Source organism: Salinicola salarius, from assembly GCF_003206135.1.
GTDB classification, from domain to species: Bacteria; Pseudomonadota; Gammaproteobacteria; order Pseudomonadales; family Halomonadaceae; genus Salinicola; species Salinicola salarius.
The window spans coordinates 192,102-217,546 of record NZ_PZJT01000009.1; the positions used below are offsets into that span (position 1 = coordinate 192,102).

The following is a 25,445-nucleotide window of genomic DNA, read 5'->3' on the forward strand; positions in this document are numbered from 1 at the left end:
GGGTGGAGCAAGGCGCCGGTTGGCAACGCCGGCTGCCTGCCGGCATGGTTCCGATACGCCCGGTCGCGGGCAGAATCGGGTGGCGCCTTGCCGTAGGGCTCAGTGTTCGGCTTGCTCGAACTGTTCGGCGGCGCGCAGCGCTTCTTCCTGAGTTGCATGCTCGGAAACGACGCGCTCGTTGTCGGGCTGGCTTTCGTCGATGACCACCCAGGCGGTGATCTTTTCTTTCAGATCGCTACTGTCGAACACTGGTTCCACGCGGGCTTGTTTCTGCATCTCTTCATCCTCCGTGACGATACCGATTGTCGGCTCGGCGATGGGCCTGGAGGCCCTTGGTGCCGCTCGCCGGATGGCGGGCGGTCGTGCTCGGTGCAGGGATGGCGGGGCGCTTGTCATCCTGGACAAGCCGCCGAATCGATTGCCCGATCCGGGCTCAGTCCTCGTCATCCTCGGGAGACTGGAAGGCGCGCTTGTCGTCCGGGAGTCTCACCATGTCGCCGACGTTGAGTTCGCCGTGGCTGTCATGGCGCTTGCCGTCGTCGTCGATCAGGGCGGCGACCTTGCCGATGCTGACGCCGTCCTTGTAGGCCTCGACCTGGACCCGCGCCGTGGCGCCGTGATAGCGCGCAGTCAGCATCATGCCCGGCTGCGGGGTGACGCGGTGCTGTTCGTCCTTGGCATAGTGGGCGTCGACACTGGCCCCGCCGGGGGTATCCCATTCGATATGCTTGTGCATGGCTGTCTCCTTACCGTTGACGAAAACGCTGATTCAGCGTAGCTGCCAATCGCTTGATTTGCTGCCAGTATAGTGACCGCTAGAACAATTCCGTTGGATGACTCGTGCTATCCCGGATGCCACACGGCACGCCGAAAGGTGAAGACACGAACGGTTACGATCGCTTGTCTTTTGCCCGGCGTGCCAGCAGAGTGAACGTGGTCTTTCGCAACCCAACAAAGAGTGACAACAGCGATGAAGAAGACAGTACTCGCACTGGCCATTGCCGCTACCACGGCGTGTACCGGTGTCGCGCAGGCGGACGTCAAGGTAGGGTTTCTCGGCGGCTTTACCGGCGGTATCGAAAGCCTGACACCGCCGATCTTCGATGGCGCCAAACTGGCCATGGCCGAAATCAACGAACAAGGCGGCCTGCTGGATGGCGAAGACATGGTCATGCCCTCCGGCGATACGACCTGTTCGGATGCGTCGGCGGCCTCCAACGCGGCCGACCGGCTGGTGAACAGCGAGAAGGTGACCGCGATCGTGGGGGCGCTGTGTACCGGTGCGACGATCGCGGCGGCCAACAATGCCGCAATCCCCGGTGGCGTGGTGATGGTGTCGCCGGCTTCCACGGCGCCGGCGGTAACGGATCTGGAAGATAACGATCTGGTCTTCCGTACCGTGCCTTCCGATGCGTTCCAGGGCGTGCAGCTTGCCAAGCTGCTGCTGTCCAAGGGGATCGAGGACGTGGCGGTGACGTTCGTCAACAACGACTACGGTCAGGGGCTCGACGACGCTTTCACCAAGACCTTCGAAGCCGAAGGCGGCACGATTTCCGCCAACCTGGCGCATGAAGACAACCGCGCCGATTACCGTTCGGAGATCGGTCAGCTTTCGTCCGGCGGCTCGCAGACGCTGGTCGTGCTGGCCTACGCCGACACGTCCGGTCAGACGATCCTGCGCCAGGCCTATGAAAGCGGAGCGTTTACCCAGTTCGCCGGTGGCGATGGCATGGTCGGCAACTCGCTGGTCGAAGCGGTCGGCGCCGACGTGCTCGAAGGCATGATCGCGACGCGTCCGGGCTCGCCGGATGTGCCGGGCGCGGATGTCTTCAACGGTCTGGCCGAAGACGCCGGTATCGATCCGAGCGCGGTGTTCGCGGCACAGTCCTACGATGCCGCCTTCCTGCTCGCGCTCGCCATCGAGAAGAACGGCAGCGCGGATCGTGAAGGGCTCTCCGCGGCGCTGCGCGATGTCGCCACGGCGCCGGGCGAGACGATCCTGCCGGGCGAGTGGGAGAAGGCCAAGCAGCTGATCGCCGAAGGCAAGGAGATCGACTATCAGGGTGCTTCCGGCAACCAGGAGTTCGATGACAACGGTGACGTGCCGGGTATCGTGGTCGAGATGGCCGTGGAAGACGGCAAGTTCGTGACCAAGGGCGCGATCGAGAAATAATCCTCGTCGACTTCAGGGCAACGCCCAGAACGCAAAACCCCGAGCTCAGGCTCGGGGTTTTTGCGTTCAGGTGTCGCGGTTCGCGTTCGGCTGTTCGAGCGTCGCGATCAGTCGTGATGCTTGACCTTCTCAGGTATCAGCCCGCGCGGCGCGAAGCGCAATACCAGCAGGATCAGCAGGCCGATCACGAACACTCTCGCCTGCAGGGCGCGGCTGTCGAGGTTGCCCGGCTGCCAGTCGAACCAGTGGGCGCCCAGCGCGGTCACGGCGTGCATCAGCGACAGTGCCAGCGGTCCCGACATGATCCAGATCACGTAGACCAGTACCGCGCCGAACAACGTTCCCAGATTGTTGCCGGGGCCGCCGAGAATCACCATCACCAGCACCAGGAAGGTGTGGTTCAGCGGCAGGTAGCCCTGCGGGTCGAACAGGCCGTTGAAGCTGGTCAGCGCCGCACCGCCGATCCCCATCAGGATACAGCCGAAGACGAAGATCTCCTGGCGGCGGCGATTGATCGACTTGCCCATGGCGGCGGCGGAGACTTCGTTGTCGCGGATGGCGCGGATCATGCGGCCCCAGGGCGCGTGGTAGGCGCGGTGGAGCAGGAAGAAGATCACCGCGATCATCACCACCGTGACCGACAGATAGAGCGCGCGGGCGGTCAGAAAGCCGACTTCGCCGGGGTCCGGAACCGGCCAGGGCAGCGGCGAGATGGTCGCGGTGCCGCGGGTGAGCCAGTCGGAATTCTTGAGAAAGGCCTTGATGATCTCGGCGATGCCCAGCGTGGCGATGACGAGATAGTCACTGCGCAGACCGAGACAGATGTGGCCAATGAAGTAGCCGACGCCGCCGGCCAGCGCGCCGCCGACGATCCAGCCGAGCCAGACCGGCAGGCCCAGGCCACCGATGAACTCCACCTGGGACTCGATATCGCCGGTGACGCTGCGCAGCCAGCTGATCAGCACCAGATAGCTGATGAGCCCCGCGACGACCGCGAGGATGGTGCGCAGCAGCCTGGGAACGCCGATGCGGTCGAGGCGGCTGATGCCGAAGACGATTGCCGTGACCGCCACCATCGCCAGCAGCACCCAGCCCAGGCGTCCGGGCAGGTCGCTGGCCCAGAACGCGGGATTGACCGGGATGCTGAAGAAGGTGGCCGAGAAGCCGCCCAGGGCGACGAAGCCCATGATCCCGGCGTTGAACTGGCCGGCGTAGCCCCACTGGATGGTCAGGCCGAGCGCGAGGATGGCGTAGCAGGACGCCTCCACCAGCATGCGGGTGGAGTAGGCAGGCCCCATGGTCGCGAACACGGCGAGCACGACGATGGCCAGCCCGCCGAACAGCAGCAGCTCGCGAGCGGGGAGCGCGCGCGTCGGCGGCCCGGCGGGGCGCTGGGGGGCGGGCTGTTGTGGTGAAGGCTGTTGTGGTGAGGACTGTTGTTGTGAAGAAGCTGTCATCAGATCACCTTCCCTTTGAAGATGCCGGTCGGTCGCCAGATCAGCACCGCGACCAGAATGAAGAAGGGTACGACGATCTTGTATTCGGTACCCACCAGCGCCAGGTTGTTCGGCAGTTCCAGCCAGGTCGGCAGGCTATCGCGTATCGGCCTGAGCAGGACCGACCAGTTGAACACGGCCAGGGTCTCGGCGAAGCCGACCAGAAAGCCCCCGGCGATGGCGCCGTACGGATGGCCGACACCGCCGACGATGGCGGCGGCGAAGATCGGCAGCAGCAGGAAGAAGCTGAGATCCGGCTTGAATGCGACGTCCAGCGACAGCAGGGTGCCGGCAATCGTGGCCAGCGAGCCTGCGATGACCCAGGTCAGAGTGATGATCAGCCTGGTGTTGATGCCGGAGGCCCGTGCCAGGTCGGGGTTGTCGGACATCGCCCGCATCGCCTTGCCCAGTCGCGCCCGGGTCAGGAACAGATGCAGCCCGACCACGGCGACGATGGTGACGATGAACAGGATGATCTGCGGCTCGGTGAGAATGATCGGCCGGGTGACGCCGGGCAGGTCGATGCGGAAGATCTCCTTGCGCGCGTCGACGTAGAGGCTCTGCGCCCCGGTGCCGGAGAACAGCCGGATCAAGCCCTGCAGCATCAGGGTGACACCCAGCGAGGCGATCACCATCACGATCGGCTTCACGCCGTGGCTACGCAGCGGCTGGTAGAACGCGCGGTCGATGCCGACGGCGATCAGCGAGGTGACGGCCATGGCGATCGGCAGCATGACGATGGCGGTGGGCAGGCCCAGCGCATCGCCGGCATGGGGAAAGGCCATCGTCAGCAACAGGACGATGAGGGTGCCGAGGGTCATCATGTCGGCATGGGCGAAGTGGGCGAAACGCAGGATGCTGTAGATCAGCGTCACGCCGACGGCGCCGATGGCGTAGATGCTGCCGGTGACGCTACCGGCGACCACGACGTAGTTGAAGAAGTAGATCAGCTCATTCACGACGAAATCTCTGTTGGAATCGGTTTGACGCTAGGCTTGCCGTCTTCGAGCTTCGAGCTTCGAGCTTCGAGCTTCGAGCCGGCCGCGAACCCCGGATACTTCAGAATACGGCCTCAACCGCCGAGGAAGCTCTTGGCCACCTGCGGGTCGTTCAGAAGCGCCTCGCCGGTATCGGTAAATCGATTCTGACCGGCCGCGAGCACGAAGCCCTTGTGGGCGATCCGCAGCGCCTGCTTGGCGTTCTGCTCTACCATCAGTACCCCGACGCCGGCGGCGTTGATGGTCTTCACCCGATCGAAGATTTCATTCATGTAGAGCGGCGAAAGCCCGGCGGTGGGTTCGTCCAGCAGCAGCACGCTGGGTTCGTTCATCAGCGCGCGGCCCATCGCGACCATCTGCCGCTGACCGCCGGAGAGCTCGCCGGCCGGCTGGCGGCGCTTTTCCAGCAGCGGGGGAAAGAACTCGTAGATCTGTTCCTTGAGACGCGACGCGGTGGCGGGTTTGAGAAAGGCGCCCATCTCCAGATTCTCCTCGACGGAGAGGCTGGGGAAGATGTTCTTCTCCTGCGGCACGAAGCCCATCCCCATCTCGACCAGCTTGTGCGGCGAAAGATTGGTGATGGGTTCGCCGCGCAGGCGGATCTCGCCCTGGGTGATCGTCAGCAGCCCGAAGACGGCCTTGAGCATGGTCGATTTGCCGGCGCCGTTGGGCCCGACGATGACCCCGATCTCATCGGACTCGATCGTCATGTCGACGCCGTTGAGGATGTTCATGCCGCCGTAGCCGCCATGAACGTCGATTGCTTCGAGTAGTGGCATGTTTCGCTCTATGGTTGTTGTGTCGCTGATGTCCCACGAGCCCGTCGTCCAGGGCCGGTTCGCGATCCTAGGCCGGTTCGGCGCCGAAGTAGGCTTCGATCACTTCCGGGTTGTTCTGGATCTCGGTGATCGAGCCTTCCATCATCACCTGGCCCTGGGCGAGCACGATGACGGGATCGCACAGCCGCCCGATCATGTCCATGTCGTGTTCGATGACCAGGAAGGTGTAGCCCAGTTCGCGGTTGAGCCGTTCGATGTTGCCCATCAGGTCGCCGAGCAGCGTGCGGTTGACCCCGGCGGCGATCTCGTCGAGCAGCACGACCTGGGCGTCAGTCATCATGGTGCGGCCGAGCTCGAGGAGCTTCTTCTGGCCGCCGGAGAGATTGCCGGCCAGTTCGTTGCGCACGTGGGAGAGGCCGACGAAGTCGAGCACTTCGAGCGCGCGCCGGCGCACTTCGGCTTCCTGGCGGCGGACTTCACCGGGCTTCAGCCAGGTGCTGAACAGGTTCTCGCCCTCCTGACGGGGCGGCACCATCATCAGGTTTTCCAGCGAGGTCAGGTGGCTGAATTCGTGGGCGATCTGGAACGTGCGAAGCAGCCCTTTGTGAAAGCGCTGGTTGGCGGAAAGGTGGGTGATCGCCTCGCCATTGAGCAGCACTTCGCCGCTGTCGGGCGCGAGGCTGCCGGCGATGATGTTGAACAGCGTCGATTTGCCGGCGCCGTTGGGGCCGATCATGCCGGTGATCGAACCCTTGGCGACCTGAATCGAGCAGCCGTCGATGACCGTCAGGCCCCCGAATGACTTGCGGATATTGCGGACATCGATGATGGGCGTCATCGCGTCTCCCCTGCAGCGTTATTGCTATTGTTCACGAGGGCGCCGGTGGGGCAGCGCTCCTGGCTTCGTTGTTTCTGTCGTCGTATTCGTACTGCCTACGGCGGGATGTCTACGTCGGTACGGCCACGCACGATGACGGCGGCCGTTACCGGGGCATCCGGACGTTGCCGATTGTACAGCCGTCTATCGGCACGAGTCGTGTTTCTTGAAGTACGAAGAGTCAACGCTACCGGTCCCAAACGACGACACCCGCCGAATGGCGGGTGTCGTGAATGCTGCAGTAGCGCGCGATCAGCCTTTCTTACCGGCCCGCTTGCGCTCGTTCTCGGTCAGGTGCTTCTTGCGCAGACGAATGTGCTGGGGGGTGATTTCCACCAGCTCGTCGTCGTCGAGGAACTCGATGGCCTGCTCGAGGGTGAAGCGGATCGGCGGCGTCAGCACGATGTTCTCGTCGTTGCCAGACGCGCGCATGTTGTCCAGTTTCTTGCCCTTGGTCGGGTTGACGACCATGTCGTTGGCCCGGTTGTTGATGCCGATCAGCATGCCTTCGTAGACCTCGGTGCCGTGATCGACGATCAGCTTGCCGCGCTCCTGCAGGGTGTAGAGCGCGTAGGCCAGCGCCTTGCCGGGAACCATCGACACCAGCACGCCGTTGCGACGCTCGATGGCGGCATCGGGCTTGAGCGGGCCGTAGTGATCGAAGCGGCTGGTCAGGATGCCGGTACCGGAGGTCAGCGTCAGGAACTGGCCACGGAAGCCGATCAGTCCGCGCGCGGGAATGATGAAGTCCAGACGCACGCGACCCTTGCCGTCCGGATTCATGTTGGTGAGCTCGCCCTTGCGGTAGCCGAGCTCTTCCATGACCGCGCCCTGATGCTGCTCTTCACAGTCGATGATGACTTCTTCGTACGGCTCCTGCTTGACGCCGTCGATCTCCTTGATGATGACCTCGGGGCGGCCGACGGCCAGCTCGAAGCCTTCACGACGCATGGTTTCGATCAGCACCGAAAGGTGCAGTTCGCCGCGCCCGGAAACCTTGAATTTCTCGGCGGACTCGCCCTGTTCGACACGCAGCGCCACGTTGTGGATCAGCTCCTGGTCGAGACGATCCTTGATGTTGCGGCTGGTGACGTACTTGCCGTCCTTGCCCGCGAACGGCGAGTCGTTGACCTGGAAGGTCATGGAGACGGTCGGTTCGTCGACGGAGAGCGGCGGCAGCGCTTCGACGTTGTTGACGTCGCACAGCGTGTCGGAGATCGCCAGATTGTCGATACCGGTGATGCAGACGATGTCGCCAGCGGTGGCTTCTTCGGTCTGCACTCGCTCCAGGCCCATGTGGGTCATGACCTGGCCGATCTTGCCCTTGCGGACCGCGCCTTCCTTGGTGATGACGCTGATCTGCTGGCCGGGCTTGACACTGCCGCGCTTGATGCGGCCGAGACCGATGACGCCAACGTAGCTGTTGTAGTCCAGCGCGGAGATCTGCATCTGGAACGGGCCGTCGAGTTCGACCTTGGGCGGCTCGACGATGTCGACGATGCTCTTGAACATCGGGGTCATGTCGTCGGAGAGCTGATCCGGTTCCATGCCGGCGATGCCGTTGAGCGCCGAGCAGTAGATGATCGGAAAGTCGAGCTGCTCGTCGGTGGCGCCGAGGTTGTCGAACAGATCGAAAATCTGGTCGATGACCCAATCCGGACGCGCGCCGGGGCGATCGATCTTGTTGACCACGACGATCGGCTTGAGGCCCTGGGCGAACGCCTTCTGGGTCACGAAGCGGGTCTGCGGCATCGGGCCGTCGACGGCATCGACCAGCAGCAGTACGGAATCGACCATGGACATGACGCGTTCGACTTCGCCACCGAAGTCGGCGTGTCCCGGGGTGTCGACGATATTGATATGGTAGTCGCGGCCGTTGCCGTCGTTCCAGCGGATCGCGGTGTTCTTGGCCAGGATGGTGATGCCGCGTTCCTTTTCCTGGTCATTGGAGTCCATGATCCGGTCTTGGCCTTCGGCCTTGCGATCCAGCGTGCCGGACTGGCTCAGGAGCTTGTCGACCAGTGTCGTCTTGCCATGGTCGACGTGGGCGATAATGGCAATGTTCCTAATGCTCTCGATGCGAGCGTTAGAGGCGTTGTCACTCATGGGGCGGTTTCCATCATAAAATGTGTGCGCCCATGTCTAAGTCGATGATCCATGCCTTGGCAGCTGAATCGACGAGTCCCCTGGGCACTGAGTAGGAGGGTCGGGCGCGCATTGTACAGGCAAGCGCGCGACACTGGCTACTTTAGTCTATCGGCGTCGCGCAAGATCTTTTTTCATGGCGATCCTGCGGGCGCGAGAGCCGGTCGTCTGCCCCGGCCCCGGTTCTGGCGCACGTTTTATTGTCATTTCAACCAACTGAAAAACAGCGGTTTTATTCTTGCGAGGAGCGCGTGGAAGACGCCGAGCGGATAATCGAATGGATTCTTGCCGACGCCTGGCGAATGGAGGCGCTGCGCCAGGCGCGGTCGCTGTGCCTGCCCGACTGGTGGCTGGCCGCTGGCTTCGTGCGCAACCTGGTCTGGGATCGCCTGCACGGCTATTCGCCATCCACGCCGCTGAACGATATCGATCTGATCTATTTCGATCCGGACTATTTCGATTCGGTTCAGGTCGGCAAGCGTGTCGATCGCGAGCACGAACGGCACCTCGAGCGCGCCTCAGCGCTGCCCTGGTCGGTCAAGAACCAGGCTCGCATGCACGAGCGCCACGGGCATCGTCCCTACCTTTCTATAGAAGAAGCGCTGAGTGTCTGGGTCGAACGGGAAACCGCGGTGGGCGTCACGCTGGGCGACGACGATCGCCTGCGTCTGATCGCGCCGTTCGGCGTGGGTTCGCTATTGGCCGGGCGGGTCACGCACAATCCCCGACATGGCGATCGCGAAGTATTTCGGCGTCGGGTCGCCGCCAAGGGGTGGCTACGACGGTGGCCGAAGCTCGACATTCCCGATCTGTGAAGCCGGGCTCGGCGGCGATCTCTGGGCGATCTCAGCACGGTTTCAGGACGATCTCAGGACGAACTCAGGAATTGAGATTGCCCAGCAGCCAGTCGAACAGCCGCCCGGGACTGTTGGCGACCGGCTGCGTGATGACGAAACGGGGCAGGAGTACGGTATCGACGGACGGCTCGAGCCAGCCTGCACGGCGAGTCAGGACGTGTTCGATGCCTGCGCCGGTCGCGAGCCGGGCCAGGTCGTCGTCCGCGATGGTGCCGACATCGGCATCGGCCGCGATGGGCAGCGGATGACGACACAGAATGGCCAGCTGGTGCTGGCTCTCGCGTAGCCGAGCCAGCGTCCCGGCGTCTCGTGTCGTGAATCGTGGCGGTATCAGGCTGCCGAAACGAAAAAGCCCGCCTTGCTCGAGCCGCCGGATGCTGAACGCGTCCAGCGACTCGCCGGAGACAATCGCGTCGGCGTTCAGCGTCGCGGCGACAGCATGCAACGTGGCCGGCTTGTACGACTGGTCGAGCTCGTCGATGTAGGTCTTGATCGCCTGGCTGTAGTGCTCGTCCCGGCGGCCGATGCAAGCCGGCGGGACGGGCAGACCGGACTCGACCAGGTGCCGGGCGGCACGCTCGGCCGTGTCTTCATGCCATAGCGCTTCGCCGAACGCTTCATGCCAGGAGCTCCAGGCTCGCTGGGTGACAGGGCAGGGGAGAAAGACGTTGGCCGGCAGTGCCATGCGCTCCAGCATGGGTGACACCTGCTTGAGCGTGTCGCGCCAGCCACCATCGAACGTGAGTGCGATGCGGGGCAACTGATCGTGATGAAGCTGCAGCGCGCTTTCCAGACTGACGATCTGCGCGCTATCGCTGAGGCTCTCCAGCAGCTGCTGAAAGCTGTCCGGGCCCAGGCACCAGTCGGCGCGATGAGGCAGGCGTGCCTCGGCTTCATCATCCAGTACCCGGCGCAGTGCCAGAATGGCGCTGCGGCCCCATAGCGGCTCGCTGAGATTGAGACGCCAGTGACCGCGTAGGCGCTGTACCACATCCTGTGTGCGATCCAGCCTGGGCATGGGTAGTTCCGTTACTGAGTCATTGATCGCCATGAGTCACGGCGCGTAAGAACAGTATCCGTCGGGTATCGGATTTCGGCAAAGTTTCCTGTCGTGACTTTATGTTCCGTTTTGGTGCATATGGCGAAAGTCATGCGCCAAATTGGTGCTTTTGGCAATTCCTGTTGATGCATGATTGACGATCGGTGCACACCCGAGGGGCATCTCGCATTCAGAGGCCAATCAAAATTATCTTTATCGTCATGCGGTTATATCAGGCGCCCACTGTTCTGCTTCATTTTGGCACATTCTCTGCATGACTATGTAAAAACGGTGTGCGCGTGGGCAAGAGCGCTAACTTCGTGCTACAAAACACGCATGCCAAAAAACGGTGTTGGATATTCGCCAACGAATCGAGCCATGGCTCACAGTGGAGGACAACATGTCTGAGAAAACCCTCGCCCTTATCGAAGAACACGACGTCAAGTGGGTGGATCTGCGCTTTACCGATACCAAGGGCAAGGAGCAGCACGTCACGATTCCTGCCAGTGCTGTCGATGCGGAATTCTTTGAAGATGGTCAGATGTTCGACGGCTCCTCCATCGAAGGCTGGAAGGGCATCAATGAGTCCGACATGATTCTGCGTCCGGAAGACGGGACCGCCTTCCTCGATCCGTTCACCGAAGACTCCACGCTGATCCTGCGCTGCGACATCATCGAGCCGGCCACCATGCAGGGCTACGAGCGCGATCCGCGCTCCATCGCCAAGCGTGCCGAAGCCTATCTGAACAGCACCGGCCTGGGCGACACCGCTTTCTTCGGTCCGGAGCCCGAGTTCTTCATCTTCGACGAAGTGCATTGGAAGACCGATATCGAAGGCTCCATGTACAAGATCTCTTCCGAAGAGGGCGCCTGGTCCACCGATCGTCAGGTCGAAGGTGGCAACCTGGCCCACCGTCCGCGCGTCAAGGGTGGCTATTTCCCCGTGCCGCCGGTCGACAGCTTCCACGATATCCGCAGCGCGATGTGTAACACGCTGCAGGCGATCGGCCAGAGCGTCGAAGTGCATCACCACGAGGTGGCCAATGCCGGTCAGAACGAAATCGGCGTCAAGTTCAACACCCTGGTGAAGAAGGCCGACGAAGTTCAGGAGATGAAGTACGTCATCCACAACGTGGCGCACGCCTACGGCAAGACGGCAACCTTCATGCCCAAGCCGCTGGTCGGTGACAACGGTTCCGGGATGCACGTTCACCAGTCCTTCTGGAAAGATGGCCAGAACCAGTTCGCGGGCGACGAGTACGCCGGTCTGTCCGAAATGGCGCTGTACTACATTGGCGGCATCATCAAGCACGCACGCGCGCTGAACGCCTTCACCAACGCTTCGACGAACTCCTACAAGCGTCTGGTGCCGGGCTTCGAAGCGCCGGTCATGCTCGCCTACAGCGCGCGTAACCGCTCTGCGTCCATTCGTATTCCGTACACTTCCAACCCGAAGGGCAAGCGCGTCGAGACTCGCTTCCCCGACCCGACCGCCAACCCGTACCTGGCGTTCGCGGCGATGCTGATGGCCGGTATCGACGGCATCAAGAACAAGATCCATCCTGGCGACGCCATGGACAAGAACTTGTACGATCTGCCGCCGGAAGAAGGCAAGAAGGTCCCGACCGTGGCCACCAGCCTCGATCAGGCGCTGGCAGCGCTCGATGCCGATCGCGCCTTCCTGACCGAAGGCAACGTGTTCACCGACGACATGATCGATGCCTACATCGAGCTGAAGAACGAAGACGTCGAGCGCCTGCGTCTGGCGACGCATCCGGTCGAGTTCGACCTCTACTACAGTGTCTGAGGTTCACACCTTGGCCTGACGAAAAGCCCCACCTCGGTGGGGCTTTTTTTGTCGGCAGGGGAGCGGCACCTTCAAGCTCTGCGGTCCCTGGCCGCTGCTGGCCGATGAGCCGGGATATCATGCCCGGCAGGCGAATAAGGAGGGAAGAACGATGCAAGCACGACGGGTTGGATGGATGATCGGCGGCGTGGCGCTGCTGCTGGCGTTGCCGGCGCTGGCGGCCCCGGTCTATCGGCATGTCGATGCCAACGGCAACGTGGTCTATAGCGACGAGCCCGGACAGGGCAACCGGGTCGATCTCAAGCCCATTACGGTGGTCGATCCGGCAGAGGTCGAAAGCCGCTCGCGCCCGGCCGAGTCGACGCCGACATCGCCTTCGGCGGTCGACTACGAGCGCTTTGCGATCACCAGCCCGAGCAATGGCGAGACCCTGCCGACCGGCCAGGGCGGCAACGTTCAGGTGCAATTGGCGATCGAGCCCGAACTGCAGCCGGGCGACCGCGTTCAGCTCCGGGTCGACGGCAAGGTGAGTCAATCGCCGATGCATACCAGCGTGTTCGCGCTGAGCCAGCTCGAGCGCGGCGAGCACCAGATCCAGGCCGAGCTGCTGGACGCTCAGGGCCAGGTGCGGCTGTCGACGCCAGCGGTGACGCTCTACGTCCAGCGGGCCAGCGTCAACCTGCCCGCCAATCCCAATAACCCGAATTCGAATAATCGATAGGCAGCGATTTGAGAATTGCACCATTTTGGTGAATGAAGGCTTGGTTGCTATCGAGCGTTTCCCGGTCCTGAGCGAAATCGGGGAGTGGCGCGGTTTTTGCACTGTATAAGCACATACCGGATCACCACGATGGAACGACGCATGTATCAACGTTTGCTGGAGCACTTGACGACCGCCGTCCTGCTACTCGACGAGCATCTGCACGTGCGCTGGCTCAACCCTGCCGCCGAGGCGCTACTGGCCGCGAGCCGGCCCCGGGTGGTCGGCCATTGGCTGGAGTGCCTGAACGGCGAGGACGGCAGCATCCGACAGGTACTGCTCAAGGCGATGCAGGAGTTTCATCCCTACACGCAGCGGGAAGCGGCGATGGTGCTGACCGCCGGGGAAGTGATCACGGTGGATTTCACCGCGACGCCGATCACCAGCCGCGAACTGCTGCTCGAGATCGAGCCGCGGGATCGGCTATTGCGAATTTCCCGCGAGGAGGCGCTGATCGCGCGCCAGGAGACGGTCAAGGTGCTGATGCGCGGCCTCGCCCACGAGGTCAAGAATCCACTGGGTGGCATCCGCGGCGCCGCGCAGTTGCTGGAGCGGGATCTCCCCGATCCGCAGTTGGCCGAATTCACCCGAATCATCGTCGAGGAGGCGGATCGCCTGCGGGATCTGGTCGATCGCATGCTGGGCCCGAATACGCTGGTGCACCACGAGCCGCTCAACGTTCACAAGGTGCTGGAGCGGGTGCGGGCGCTGCTCGAGGCGGAGCATCATCAACTGAGCTTCGAGCGCGATTACGACCCCAGCATGCCGGATCTGGTCGGCGACGAGCCGCAGTTGATCCAGGCCGTTCTCAATATCGCGCGCAATGCGGTGCAGGCCATGGAGGAGTTCGGAACGCCCGAGCCGCGCCTGCTGCTGCGTACCCGGGTTCGCCGTCAGTTCACCCTGGGCGCCGAGCGCCACCGGCTGGTGTGTGAAGTCGCGATCGTCGACAACGGCCCGGGCATTCCGGAGCACATCCGCGAGACGCTGTTCTTCCCCATGGTCTCCGGTCGCGCCGAGGGTAGCGGCCTGGGATTGTCGATCGCGCAGTCGATTCTGCATCAGCATCAGGGGTTGATCGAATGCGAATCCCAGCCGGGCGCCACGGAGTTCCGGCTGCTGATCCCGTTCGAGGCGCAGCAGTGAGATCGGCCGCATCCCTTCTTCGTACGCGAGCGCCTCGACCGGGTCGTGCGCGCGGGCCGTTGGCCCATGTTGTCGAGAGTATCGACGTTGTCGAGGGTATCGAAGCTATCGAGAGTATCGAAGTTATCGAGAGTCCCGAAGTTATCGAGAGTCCCGAAGTTGTCGAGAGTACCGAAGTTGTCGAGAGTACTGAAGTTGTCGAGAGTACCGAAGTTGTCAGGGTACCGAAGTTATCGAGAGTACCGAAGTCGCTGAGAGCGCGATTCACCGTTCTGCTGGAGAACTGCCATGACTGAAGTCGCTCGTATCGCGATCGTCGATGACGATCGTGCGATTCGCTGGGTTCTGGAAAGGGCACTGGCACAGCCGGACCTGGAAGTGCAATCCTTCGAGCGGGCCGATGCCGCGCTCGAGTCGATCGAACGCAACCCGCCGGACGTGCTGTTGACCGACATTCGCATGCCGGGGCTCGACGGGCTCGATCTGATGGCAAAAGTCCGCCAGATGCATCCCGACCTTCCCGTGATCGTGATGACGGCGCACTCCGACCTGGACAGTGCCGTGGCGTCCTATCAGGGGGGCGCGTTCGAATACCTGCCCAAGCCGTTCGATGTCGACGATGCGCTGGCGCTGGTTCGGCGCGGGGTGGCGCACGCCCGCGAGCGGCGTTCTCCCGCGGCGATGCCGGAGGGTCTGTCCGCCGAGATCATCGGTGAAGCGCCGGCGATGCAGGAGGTGTTCCGGGCGATCGGCCGGCTGTCGCAGTCGCACATCACGGTGCTGATCAATGGCGAATCGGGCACCGGCAAGGAGCGCGTCGCCCAGGCGTTGCACCAGCACAGCCCGCGTAGCGGGCACCCGTTCATCGCGCTCAACATGGCCGCGATCCCCAAGGATCTGATGGAATCCGAGCTGTTCGGCCACGAAAAGGGCGCGTTCACCGGCGCTGCCGCCCAGCGTCGCGGGCGTTTCGAGCAGGCCGATGGCGGCACGCTGTTCCTGGACGAGATCGGCGACATGCCCGCCGATACCCAGACGCGCCTGCTGCGCGTGCTGGCGGATGGCGAATTCTACCGGGTCGGCGGGCACGTGCCGGTCAAGGTGGATGTGCGGATCATTGCCGCGACGCACCAGAACCTGGAAAAGCTGGTGACGGAAGGGCGCTTCCGTGAGGATCTGTTCCACCGGCTCAACGTGATTCGCGTTCATCTGCCCCGGCTGTCGGAGCGCCGCGAGGACATTCCGCGCCTGGCCCAGCACTTTCTCGCCGAGGCCGCCAAGGAACTCTCCGCCGAGTCCAAGGTGCTGACCAAGGAGGCCGAGACGCATTTGACACGCCTACCCTGGCCCGGCAACGTTCGACAGCTGGAAAACACCTGTCGCTGGCTTACCGTGATGGCGTCCGGTCGCGAGGTGCTGGTCGACGATCTGCCGCCGGAGCTGCGCGAACTCGAAGGCAACGAGACGCCGAGCGGCGACTGGCGCAACGCGTTCCGCGAGTGGGCCGATCGGGCATTGGCCTCGGGGCATACGCACCTGCTCGAAGAGGCGGTGCCGGATTTCGAGCGCATCCTGATCGAGACCGCCCTGAAGCACACCGGCGGACGCAAGGGCGAGGCTGCCGAACTGCTGGGCTGGGGGCGCAACACGCTGACGCGCAAGGTCAAGGTGCTGTTGCCGGCACTGGCCGACGAATAGCCCGGTGGGCATCGGGCATGGCCGGGGGTTGTAGCAAGGCCGCAGCCGGCACGGCCGTGATCAAACGACATCAATGTGGGAAGTTCCATGTTCGACTCGACCCAATGGTGGCGTGGCAGCGTCATCTACCAGATCTATCCACGAAGCTTCATGGATGCGCGCGGCGACGGCATCGGCGATCTTCCCGGTATCACCGCCAAGCTGGACTACGTGGCCGAACTGGGCGTCGATGCGATCTGGATTTCACCGTTCTTTCCGTCGCCGATGAAGGATTTCGGCTACGACGTGACCGACTATCGCGGCGTCGACCCGATGTTCGGCGCCTTTCACGATTTCCAGATGCTGCTCGAGCGCGCCCACGGTCTGGGACTGAAAGTGATCATCGACCTGGTGCTGAGCCATACCTCCGATCAGCACCACTGGTTTCTGCAAAGCCGAAGTTCCCGCGACAATCAGCGCGCCGACTGGTACGTCTGGGCCGATCCCAAGCCCGACGGCACGGCGCCGAACAACTGGCTGTCGTTCTTCAGCGGCAGCGCCTGGACCTTCGATAGCCGGCGACGCCAGTACTACCTGCACAATTTCCTGTCCTGCCAGCCGGATCTCAACTTCCACAACCCGGCGGTGCGCAAGGAGCAGCTCGACAACGCCCGTTTCTGGCTCGATCTCGGCGTCGACGGCTTCCGGCTGGATACCTCGAACTTCTACTTCCACAGCCTGGGGCTGCAGGACAATCCGGCGCTGGGCAGCGGTGAGCTGAAGACCCCTAGCGTGCCGGCATCGAACCCCTATTCGATGCAACGCCATCAATTCGACATCAGCCAGCCGGAGAACATCGGGTTCCTGAACGAACTGCGCGCGCTGATGGACGAGTATCCCGGCACCATGACGGTGGGGGAGATCTCCGACGACCGGCCGCTGGAACGCATGGTCGAGTACACCATCGGTAATGACCGGCTGCACATGGCGTATACCTTCGATCTGTTCGATGCCGAATTCAGCGCCCAGCGACTTCGCGACATCATCGAGCATTTCCAGTATTACGCGGGCGATGCCTGGCCCTGCTGGGCGCTCTCCAACCATGACGTCATGCGCGTCGTGTCGCGCTGGACCGAGCACGAGAACCTGGAGCAGCACGGGCCGCTGGTGGCCAAGGTCGCCACGGTCATGCTCTGCTCGCTCTATGGCAGCATCTGTCTCTATCAGGGCGAGGAACTGGGATTACCGGAAGCGGACGTGCCCTACGAGCGGCTGGTCGATCCGTATGGGCTGGCGCTGTGGCCGGATTACAAGGGGCGTGACGGCTGCCGCACACCGATGCCGTGGACGAGCGGCGAATACGGTGGCTTCACGTCGGTGGAGCCGTGGTTGCCGGTGGATGGACATCATCGCCAACTGTCGGTCGAGAAGCAGCACACCGATGCGGAAAGCACCCTGAACGTGACGCGTCAGTTCCTGCATTGGCGCAAGTCTCAATCGGCGATGGTCGACGGCACGCTAATCCTGAGCGACTTCGACGACGAGCTGCTGGGCTGGCTGCGGGTCTCTCACGACCAGGCGATCCTGGCGGTCTTCAATCTCACCGATGAATCGCGTTTCACCAGTCTGCCGGCCGGTGCCGGCGAGATCGTCTATCAGGCCGGGTTCACGGCGCACCTGGGCGAGGACGGGCTGACGCTACCGCCCTTTCAGGCGGCGTTCGTACATATCGACCGGGAGAGCATCGATCCCAGGGCGCTGATCGAGCAGGAGCCCGATCCCGAGCGGAAGGGCTTCCTCAGCCGTCTGCTGGGGTCGCTCATCCGCCACGACGAAAGCGAGCCCCGCTAGCCGGCGGCCCTGCCGGGGAGACGCCATGTTTCCCCGGCAGGGCCGATCTTCCGGGCTTTCAGCCCTGGCCCCAGTAGGCGTTGGCGATCTCCAGCGTCAGCCGGATCTTTTCCCACTGCGCCTGCTCGGCGAGGTTGTTGCCTTCTTCGGTGGAGGCGAAGCCGCATTGCGGGCTCAGGCAGAGCTGCTGCTTGTCGACGAACTGCCTAGCCTCGTCGAGACGCGCCCGGACGGCCTGCGGGTCTTCGAGTTCGCCCACCTTGGTGGTGATCAGGCCGAGCACCGCCTGCTGGTGGCCTTCCGGAATGAAGCGCAGCGGATCGAAGCTGCCGGCACGATCACTGTCGTACTCGAGGAACCAGGCATCCACGCCGACCTTGCCGAACAGCGTCTCCGCCACCGGCTCGTAGCCACCTTCGCTGATCCAGGTCGAGCGGAAGTTGCCGCGGCAGACATGGAGCGAGACGTAGAGGTCGTCCGGCTTGTCGGCCAGGGCGTGATTGATCATCTCGGCATAGATCGCCTGCAACTGGTCCGGGTCGTCGCCGCGATCCCGCGCGGCCTGCAGCTCCTTCTCGGAGCAGAGATAAGCCCAGACGGTGTCGTCCAGCTGCAAATAGCGGCAGCCGGCGTCATAGAATGCGCGAATGGTATCGCGATAGGCGTCGGCGGTATCGGCGAAGAAGGCATCCAGACTGGGATAGACGCCGCTGTCGATCTTTTTGCGACCGCCACGGAAGTGCAGCACGCTGGGGCTGGGGATCGTCATCTTGGGCATGACGTTGGCGACGCCGGCCAGATAGCGGAAATGATCCAGCATCGGATGTTCGGGGTTGAAGCCGACCTTGCCGTCGACGCGGATCTGCTTGGCACTCGTCTGCACGCCCTGGAACTGGATGCCCTGCTCGCCCTGGTATCCCGTGACGCCATCGAGCTCTTCGAGGAAATCGAAGTGCCACCAGGCACGGCGGAATTCGCCGTCGGTCACCACCTGAAGACCGGCGGCTTCCTGCTGTTCGACCACGCGACGAATCTCCTCATCCTCGATCTTTTCAAGTACCGAGGCGTCGATGGCGCCGCGCTGAAACTGGACGCGGGCTTCCTTCAGTGCGGCCGGGCGCAGAAAGCTGCCGACGATATCGGCTCGGAATGGGGGATGCGTTTGCGACATGAGGTTTCCTTTCGAGAGGCGCCGACCCGATGGTGGCACGTGGATCCAATAACGATACTGAGGCCGCTAATGATGCGGGTTGGAGGGGATTTCGGCCAATGAAGCGCGCTCACGATCATCATGCATGGCATTCATCGATCGTCAGGCGGCGCCCCGGTACCAGCGTCGTTTCTCCAACTTTAGTGGTAGGATTGTCGGTCCGCGCCGATGCCTTCATCGCGGTTTCATCGGCTATCGGCGGGCGCCCGAGTGTGCCAAGGGCGAAAGCATCGCCTTCATGAAAACCATGTTTCCCGGGTGAAAGAAAGGTCCCTAGGGAAGCAAAGCCCGCAAGGGTGATAGAGATAGGAGTGTTTCGTGACAACCCCCTCGCAACACGATTTGCGTAACGCGTTCCGCAAGCTGCTGGCCAGCGACGCGTGCTACTACACGGCGTCGGTCTTCGATCCGATGTCGGCTCGTATCGCCGCCGATCTCGATTTCGAAGTCGGCATTCTCGGGGGCTCGGTCGCCTCGCTGCAGGTACTGGCAGCACCGGACTTCGCCTTGATCACGCTGAGCGAGTTCGTCGAGCAGGCGACCCGCATCGGCCGCGTGGCCCGCCTGCCGGTGATCGCCGATGCCGATCACGGCTACGGCAATGCGCTCAACGTGATGCGCACGATCACCGAGCTCGAGCGGGCCGGCGTGGCGGCGTTGACCATCGAGGACACGCTGCTGCCGGCGCAGTATGGCCACAAGTCGACCGATCTGATTCCGGTCGAAGAGGGCGTCGGCAAGATGCGTGCGGCACTCGAGGCGCGTATCGATCCCGCCATGTCGATCATCGCGCGCACCCATGCCGGCCAGCTCGACGACGATGCCGCCATTGCGCGCATTCGTGCCTACCAGGCCGCCGGTGTCGATGCCATCTGTCTGGTCGGCGTGCGGGATTTCGAGCATCTGGAAAAGCTCGCCGCACCGCTGACGGTGCCCTTGATGCTGGTCACCTACGACAACCCGGCGCTGCGCGACCGCGAACGGTTGGCGAGGCTCGGCGTACGTATCGTCGTCAACGGCCACGCGGCCTACTTCGCGGCGATCAAGGCGACCTACGACTGCCTGCGCGAGCAACGCAACATCGCCACCAACGATCTGGATGCCTCGCAGCTGTCGACGCGTTATTCGACGCTCGATGAGTATCGGATCTGGGCGCGCGAGTACATGGACGTCAAAGAATAGCTACGAGCTACGAGCTACGAGCCAAGAGCCAAGAGCAGGGATGATGGGCCGCAAGCCGGGCGTGGATGCTTTTCTTTCCGCGACCCGGGCGGCATCCTAGTCGGTTCGAAGCCCGAAGCCCGAAGCCCGAAGCCCGAAGCCCGAAGCCCGAAGCCCGAAGCCCGAAGCCCGAAGCCCTAAGCCCGAAGCTGCCTTTACTGTCAACGGAGACCAAGATGACCACCATGCAATGGGAGCGCCTGCTCGATCCCGTCCGTCTGCACGATGCCCGGACTTCGCGTGGTGAAATCGGTCGTAGCCCTTTCCACAAGGACTACGATCGTATCGTCTTCTCCGGCTCCTTCCGCCGGCTCGGGCGCAAGACCCAGGTTCACCCGCTGACCGACAACGATCATATCCATACCCGGTTGACGCATTCGATCGAGGTGGGCTGCGTCGGCCGCAGCCTGGGGATGATCGTCGGCGAGCAGCTGCGCGACAGCCTGCCGGGCTGGGTGACCCCCGCTGATCTCGGCGTGATCGTCCAGGCGGCCTGCCTGGGGCACGATATCGGCAATCCGCCGTTCGGCCACGCCGGCGAGTACGCGATACGAGACTGGTTCAAATGGGCCGAGCTGCAGGGCAGTGGCCTGCTGGAAGGGCTCGACGACGCGCAGCGCCGCGACCTGCTGACCTACGAGGGTAACGCCCAGGGTTTCCGGGTCGTGACCCAGATCGAGTACAACCAGTTTCGGGGCGGCATGCGGCTCTCCGCCGCGACGCTGGGCACCCTGCTCAAGTACCCGTGGACGGTCGAGCACGGTGGCCAGATGGGCAAGTTCGGTTGCTACCAGTCCGAGAAGCAGCTACTGGTCGAGGTGACCGAGCGTCTGGGGCTGAAGGCGGTCGACGAGTCGAAGTGGTGTCGGCATCCGCTGGCCTACCTGGTCGAGGCCGCGGACGATATCTGCTATGCGCTGCTCGATCTGGAGGATGGTCTGGAAATGGGCATCCTGCGCTACGAGGAAGTGGCGCAGGTGCTGTTGCAGATCGCCGGCGAGCCGCCAGCCGGCTACGAGCAGATGGCCGCCGATGGTGTCTCCCAGCGTCGGCGTATCGCGGCGCTGCGGGGGGCGGCGATGGAGCGGGCGGTCAACGAGGTCGGGGATGTCTTCGTCCAGCACGAAAGGGCGCTGCTCAATGGCACGCTGAACGATGATCTGCTCGAGCTGTGCCACCCGGACCTGACCTGGGGCGTCTCCTCGGCCAAGCAACTGGCCCGCGAGCGCATCTTCCAGAACGAGCGCAAGGCCAAGCTCGAGATCGGCGCCTACACCACGCTCGGCATCCTGCTCGAGGCATTCATCGGGGCGGCCCACGAGCTGCATCACACCGGCCATTCATCCTTCAAGCATCAGCGTGTGCTGGCGCTGATCGGCGAGAATACGCCGAAGCCGAACTGGCCCCTTTACGACAGTTACCGCCGGATGCTCGATTTCATTGGTGGCATGACCGACCACTATGCCGTCGAGCTCGCTCAGGAGATGGGCGGGCGCCTCAAGGCCGAGTAAGTCCGCGTTCTCTTTCAACTCCTTTTCCCTTTCCCTTCCCTTTTGCTTCCCTTTTGCTTCCCGCTGCGACGTCGGATCCGTATCCGGCGTCGTCGCTTTCGGTGCTCTGGCCCTCGCGGCTGCTCGAGAGTCTGACGGTGTGGCTGTTGAAAGTTGATTCATAACGCCGTATTTTAATTGAACGATCAATCAATAAAAATCACGTCATCGGTAGCGTCGTCGATACCGAATGGCGCCGACGCCAGCGTGCGTCGAAACCGCGTACCAACCTGCCGAGCCTTCGAGAGTTCGATGTGAAGGGCTTTGACACGAAGGGCTTTGACACGACACGAAGCGCTTTGACACGGAGCGCTCGACGGCAAGAGCCGATGAGGCAAAGCGCTGGGAATTCGAGCGGTGAAATAGCACTCGCATTTGTGCCGCAATGGATCATAGTTCAAGCATTGGCTCGGCCCGATACCGGGCGATTACAGGAGCATCGGCAGTGGTAGCGATTCCCTGGTCAGGTGGTTGCAGGACAAGGCAAGAGGCCGGGGAGAGTGGATCGGGTCGGCGACTTTCGTTGAAGACAGCGATGGATTCGACGACCGAATCGATCTGACTCGATCCGAGGTCGCAAGGCCTCGCGGCGGTAAAACGGAAACGAGTGAAGGGCCATTATCGCGCAGCGACCCCCGCAGGCCGGTACGGGCTTCCGGGGCGCCCTGACCTCTCGTCAACGCAAACTATCTGAACATGATGGGAGCCGCATGAGTACAAGCCCCGATAATAATTCCACGACCGAGGACAGGCTGAATCCAGTCGTCTTCTATGGGTCGGTCATTGGTATCGTCCTCTTCTCGCTATGGGCGATGGTCGCTACCGAACAGGCCAGCGGCATCATCAATGCGCTGCTGGGTTGGATCTCCAACACTTTCGGCTGGTATTACTTTCTGACGGTCGTCATCTATCTGGCGTTCGTGCTGTTCGTGGGGGTGTCCCGCTTCGGCAGGATTCGCCTCGGGCCCGAGCATTCGCGACCCGATTTCAACATCTTCTCCTGGTCGGCAATGCTGTTCTCCGCCGGTATCGGGATCGGGGTCATTTTCTTCGCCCTGGCGGAGCCGCTGACCCAGTTCTACAACGCGCCCAATGCTCCCGATGACCAGATCGCGGCCGCGCGCCACGCGATGCAGCTGACCTTCCTGCACTGGGGGCTTTCAGGGTGGGGCATCTATACCCTGGTGGGGATGTCGCTGGCCTTCTTCAGCTATCGCCACAACCTCCCGCTGACCATCAGTAGCGCCCTCTATCCCATTTTCGGCAAGAAGATCTACGGCCCTGTCGGCCACGTGGTGGATATCGCCGCCGTGCTGGGAACCGTGTTCGGCATCGCCGCCAGTCTCGGGATCGGTGTCATCCAGCTCAACTACGGTCTGAACTTCATGTTCGGTATCGCGGAGAGCGCCTGGACGCAGACGATCCTGGTCCTGCTGATCGTGCTGTTCGCCACCATTTCGGCGGTGACGGGTGTCGAGAAGGGGATCCGTCGGCTTTCCGAGTTCAATGTCCTGCTGGCCATCGCGCTGTTGCTGTTCGTGCTGTTCGCCGGCAAGACGGTGTTCCTGCTCAACGCGCTGGTGATGAACGTCGGCGACTATCTGTCCAACTTCATCTCGATGTCGTTCGACACCTACGCCTTCGACCGCCCGACGGAGTGGCTGAACGGCTGGACCCTGTTCTTCTGGGCCTGGTGGATCGCCTGGGGCCCGTTCGTCGGCCTGTTCCTGGCGCGCATCTCGCGTGGCCGCACGATTCGTACCTTCGTGGCCGGTACCCTGACGCTGCCGATCGCGTTCATGATGATCTGGATGTCGATCCTCGGTAACAGCGCCCTCGACATGGCGATGAACGGGGCGGCGGACTTCGGCCAGCAGGTCATGGAAACGCCGCCGGCGGGGATCTATCTGTTCCTGCAGGAATATCCGTTCCCGGTCATCACGACCGTTGCCGTGAGCATTCTGGCGATCGTGTTCTTCATCACCTCCGGCGACTCGGGTGCCCTGGTGCTGTCGAACTTCACCTCCAAGCTCAAGGACGTCAACAGCGACGCGCCCATCTGGATGCGTATCCTGTGGTCGGCCGTGATCGGGATTCTGACCCTGTCGCTGCTGCTCGCCGGTGGCCTGTCGACGCTGCAGAGCGCGGTGGTCATCACCGGGCTGCCCTTCTCGATCGTGCTGTTTTTCATGATCGCCGGGCTCTACAAGGCACTGAAGGTCGAGGCGTTCAAGGAAGACAGCCATCGCCTGAGCCTGTCCGGCTCGCTGTCGGGGCGGATGTCCACCGGTGGCCGTGATCGCCCTTACGACTGGAAGATGCGACTCAAGCGCGCCATGTCCTTCCCCAATCGCCAGCAGGCGCAGCAGTTCCTGGAATCGACCGGGCGCCCGGCGATGGAAGCGGTGCGTGAAGAGCTGTTGAAGCAGGGCGTTCAGGTCGATATCAGCGATGGCAACCAGAACGACGACGACTACCTGTCGCTCTACGTCGATCTCGGCAACGAGCAGAACTTCGCCTACCAGATCTGGACGCATCCGTTCTCCACGCCGTCCTTCGCCATGCGCACGCCGCGGAGCAGCAACCGGTACTACCGTCTGGAGGTGTATCTGCTGGAAGGGAGTCAGGGTTACGACCTGATGGGTTATACCCGTGAGCAGGTCATCGATGACATTCTCGACCAGTACGAGCGCCATCTGCAGTTCCTGCACCTCAACCGCATGGAGCCGGGCAGCATCAACATGCCCGACAGTCCCGAGCAGCCGCCAGGCTGAGATCGCTCCGTGTTGCACTGACTCCGACCCCGGCTACCTGGCCGGGGTTTTTCTGGCTGGCATCCGTCTCGATTCCCGCGTCATTCGCGGCGGGAACGCCCTGGCTGCGCGAGAGCCATTCCAGGATGGCGGCAGCGGTCGTTCGCCCGGGGGCGGTGATTCCCTGCGTGCCGAACAGGCGGTTGAACTCGAACAGAAAGGGTTGATCCCCGACCATCGCCACGTCGAATCCCCCGTGATCGATCCCCATGCGGGCGGCGACGCGTCGAACCAGGGCTAGCGCCGAAGGGGGGATGTCCTCATGATCGATCGTCCCGCCCTGGGAGACGTTGGCGCGATACCCGCCCGGTGGCGTCACACGCCAGTAACTGGCAAGAATCTGGTCTCCGATCAGCACGATGCGCAGATCCCTGTCGATGGGCAGACGCGTCTGGGCGTACAGTACTTCCTGCGATTCGGCGAACGTTTCCAGTTCGCGTCGCGTCTCGATCAGATGCACGCCCTGTCCGCGGGCGCTCCGAATCTCCTTGAGGATCATCGGGTAGCCGATTTCCGCCTCGACGGTATCGATACCGTGGCAGGTGCTGGCCTGGATCGTCGTTCGCGGGAGGTTGTCCGGGCAGAGGGCACGGAAGGCACGGGTCTGCTCCACCTTGTCGTGGCCCAGGTAATAGGTGGCCGGCGAGGGGAAGATCCGCTTGTGCAGCGCGTGAAGCAACGTGTTGACTTGCCAGTAGCTGGGGAAGAGGAGCCAGTCGGCGGCCTGGATCTCGTCGAGGTGTTCGAACATGCGCTCGGGTTTGATGTAGCGAACCCCGGGAATATGCAGGGTGCGGGAAACGTCGAAAGAGATCAGACGCATCGGATGCCTCGTGAAATACCAGCCGCTGACAGGATGGAGGAAAAAATCGCGCCATCATCGGGCCGTTTTCGCGCCTTGGCAAGACTCTCCATGGCGAAATTCTCCGAGTCTCCATGGCGAAATTCTCCGAGTCCCCATGGCGAAATGCTCCGAGTCTCGATGGCAGAATTCGCCGGCCCTTGACGAGAGGCGAGACGCTCCGTCCGTGGCGCCGAGGGTCACA

Annotated in this window: 21 protein-coding genes; 11 read left to right on the top strand and 10 right to left on the bottom strand. The window is 62.8% G+C overall.

The window, feature by feature from the left end; all coding sequences use genetic code 11:
• Positions 1–99: 99 nt before the first annotated feature.
• Together DOM32_RS17870 and DOM32_RS10520 are read right to left on the bottom strand one after the other, a co-directional pair.
• Positions 100–276 carry a hypothetical protein gene (locus DOM32_RS17870; RefSeq protein WP_167400665.1) on the bottom strand — a complete coding sequence of 59 codons (177 nt, stop codon included), beginning with the start codon at positions 274–276 and terminating at the stop codon, positions 100–102.
• A gap of 157 nt (positions 277–433) precedes the next feature.
• The gene (locus DOM32_RS10520) at positions 434–736 is read right to left on the bottom strand and encodes a hypothetical protein (protein ID WP_110634167.1); all 303 of its coding nucleotides are present in this window, start codon (positions 734–736) and stop codon (positions 434–436) included.
• Positions 737–970: 234 nt separating this feature from the next.
• Here DOM32_RS10520 and DOM32_RS10525 point away from each other — a divergent pair, with 234 nt between their 5' ends.
• The gene (locus tag DOM32_RS10525) at positions 971–2,173 is read left to right on the top strand and encodes an ABC transporter substrate-binding protein (protein ID WP_110634170.1); all 1,203 of its coding nucleotides are present in this window, start codon (positions 971–973) and stop codon (positions 2,171–2,173) included.
• 107 nt (positions 2,174–2,280) lie between these two features.
• On the opposite strand, the gene DOM32_RS10530 is transcribed toward DOM32_RS10525, so the two are convergent.
• The 5 genes from DOM32_RS10530 to typA form a co-directional block, all read right to left on the bottom strand.
• The gene (locus DOM32_RS10530; RefSeq protein ID WP_110634173.1) at positions 2,281–3,630 is read right to left on the bottom strand and encodes a branched-chain amino acid ABC transporter permease; all 1,350 of its coding nucleotides are present in this window, start codon (positions 3,628–3,630) and stop codon (positions 2,281–2,283) included.
• Complete coding sequence (locus tag DOM32_RS10535; RefSeq protein ID WP_110634176.1) at positions 3,630–4,628, bottom strand: branched-chain amino acid ABC transporter permease; 999 nt, start codon at positions 4,626–4,628, stop codon at positions 3,630–3,632. The genes DOM32_RS10530 and DOM32_RS10535 overlap by 1 nt, the downstream gene beginning before the upstream one ends.
• Positions 4,629–4,741: 113 nt before the next feature.
• Complete coding sequence (locus DOM32_RS10540; RefSeq protein WP_110634179.1) at positions 4,742–5,446, bottom strand: ABC transporter ATP-binding protein; 705 nt, start codon at positions 5,444–5,446, stop codon at positions 4,742–4,744.
• 67 nt (positions 5,447–5,513) lie between these two features.
• On the bottom strand, positions 5,514–6,284 hold the full coding sequence (locus DOM32_RS10545; protein WP_110634182.1) for an ABC transporter ATP-binding protein: 771 nt from the start codon (positions 6,282–6,284) through the stop codon (positions 5,514–5,516).
• Between the two features lie 291 nt (positions 6,285–6,575).
• The gene (typA, locus tag DOM32_RS10550) at positions 6,576–8,429 is read right to left on the bottom strand and encodes a translational GTPase TypA (protein WP_110634185.1); all 1,854 of its coding nucleotides are present in this window, start codon (positions 8,427–8,429) and stop codon (positions 6,576–6,578) included.
• A gap of 290 nt (positions 8,430–8,719) precedes the next feature.
• Between typA and DOM32_RS10555 the strand changes: the two genes are divergently transcribed.
• Positions 8,720–9,283 (top strand): nucleotidyltransferase family protein, encoded by a 564-nt coding sequence (locus DOM32_RS10555; protein WP_110634188.1) that lies wholly within the window; start codon positions 8,720–8,722, stop codon positions 9,281–9,283.
• 64 nt (positions 9,284–9,347) lie between these two features.
• On the opposite strand, the gene DOM32_RS10560 is transcribed toward DOM32_RS10555, so the two are convergent.
• Positions 9,348–10,343 carry a polysaccharide deacetylase family protein gene (locus DOM32_RS10560; protein WP_110634191.1) on the bottom strand — a complete coding sequence of 332 codons (996 nt, stop codon included), beginning with the start codon at positions 10,341–10,343 and terminating at the stop codon, positions 9,348–9,350.
• A 421-nt stretch (positions 10,344–10,764) separates the two neighbouring features.
• Between DOM32_RS10560 and glnA the strand changes: the two genes are divergently transcribed.
• The 5 genes from glnA (at position 10,765) to DOM32_RS10590 (ending at position 17,605) form a co-directional block, all read left to right on the top strand.
• A complete protein-coding gene (glnA, locus tag DOM32_RS10565; RefSeq protein ID WP_071230832.1) occupies positions 10,765–12,171 on the top strand; it encodes a glutamate--ammonia ligase in 1,407 nt (468 codons plus the stop codon).
• A gap of 151 nt (positions 12,172–12,322) precedes the next feature.
• Positions 12,323–12,892, top strand: a complete 570-nt coding sequence (locus tag DOM32_RS10570) for a DUF4124 domain-containing protein (RefSeq protein WP_071230831.1) — start codon at positions 12,323–12,325, stop codon at positions 12,890–12,892.
• Positions 12,893–13,033: 141 nt separating this feature from the next.
• Entirely contained in the window at positions 13,034–14,077 is a 1,044-nt protein-coding gene (gene glnL / locus DOM32_RS10575) for a nitrogen regulation protein NR(II) (RefSeq protein ID WP_071230830.1), read from the top strand.
• Between the two features lie 288 nt (positions 14,078–14,365).
• Positions 14,366–15,775 carry a nitrogen regulation protein NR(I) gene (gene glnG, locus DOM32_RS10585; RefSeq protein WP_071230829.1) on the top strand — a complete coding sequence of 470 codons (1,410 nt, stop codon included), beginning with the start codon at positions 14,366–14,368 and terminating at the stop codon, positions 15,773–15,775.
• 87 nt (positions 15,776–15,862) lie between these two features.
• A complete protein-coding gene (locus tag DOM32_RS10590; protein WP_110634200.1) occupies positions 15,863–17,605 on the top strand; it encodes an alpha-amylase family glycosyl hydrolase in 1,743 nt (580 codons plus the stop codon).
• Positions 17,606–17,663: 58 nt separating this feature from the next.
• Here DOM32_RS10590 and DOM32_RS10595 read toward each other — a convergent pair whose 3' ends face one another.
• Complete coding sequence (locus DOM32_RS10595; RefSeq protein ID WP_110634203.1) at positions 17,664–18,776, bottom strand: cobalamin-independent methionine synthase II family protein; 1,113 nt, start codon at positions 18,774–18,776, stop codon at positions 17,664–17,666.
• A gap of 124 nt (positions 18,777–18,900) precedes the next feature.
• Here DOM32_RS10595 and DOM32_RS17925 point away from each other — a divergent pair, with 124 nt between their 5' ends.
• From DOM32_RS17925 to betT, 4 genes are all read left to right on the top strand, one after another.
• On the top strand, positions 18,901–19,077 hold the full coding sequence (locus tag DOM32_RS17925) for a hypothetical protein (RefSeq protein ID WP_208625366.1): 177 nt from the start codon (positions 18,901–18,903) through the stop codon (positions 19,075–19,077).
• Between the two features lie 56 nt (positions 19,078–19,133).
• Complete coding sequence (locus DOM32_RS10600; RefSeq protein WP_071230826.1) at positions 19,134–19,997, top strand: isocitrate lyase/PEP mutase family protein; 864 nt, start codon at positions 19,134–19,136, stop codon at positions 19,995–19,997.
• Positions 19,998–20,212: 215 nt separating this feature from the next.
• Entirely contained in the window at positions 20,213–21,547 is a 1,335-nt protein-coding gene (locus DOM32_RS10605; protein ID WP_110634206.1) for a deoxyguanosinetriphosphate triphosphohydrolase, read from the top strand.
• A 749-nt stretch (positions 21,548–22,296) separates the two neighbouring features.
• Entirely contained in the window at positions 22,297–24,360 is a 2,064-nt protein-coding gene (betT, locus tag DOM32_RS10610; protein ID WP_071230824.1) for a choline BCCT transporter BetT, read from the top strand.
• Here the strand turns inward: betT and DOM32_RS10615 are convergent.
• Positions 24,323–25,222, bottom strand: a complete 900-nt coding sequence (locus tag DOM32_RS10615; RefSeq protein WP_110634209.1) for an ATP-grasp domain-containing protein — start codon at positions 25,220–25,222, stop codon at positions 24,323–24,325. The genes betT and DOM32_RS10615 overlap by 38 nt on opposite strands.
• Positions 25,223–25,445: the final 223 nt, after the last annotated feature.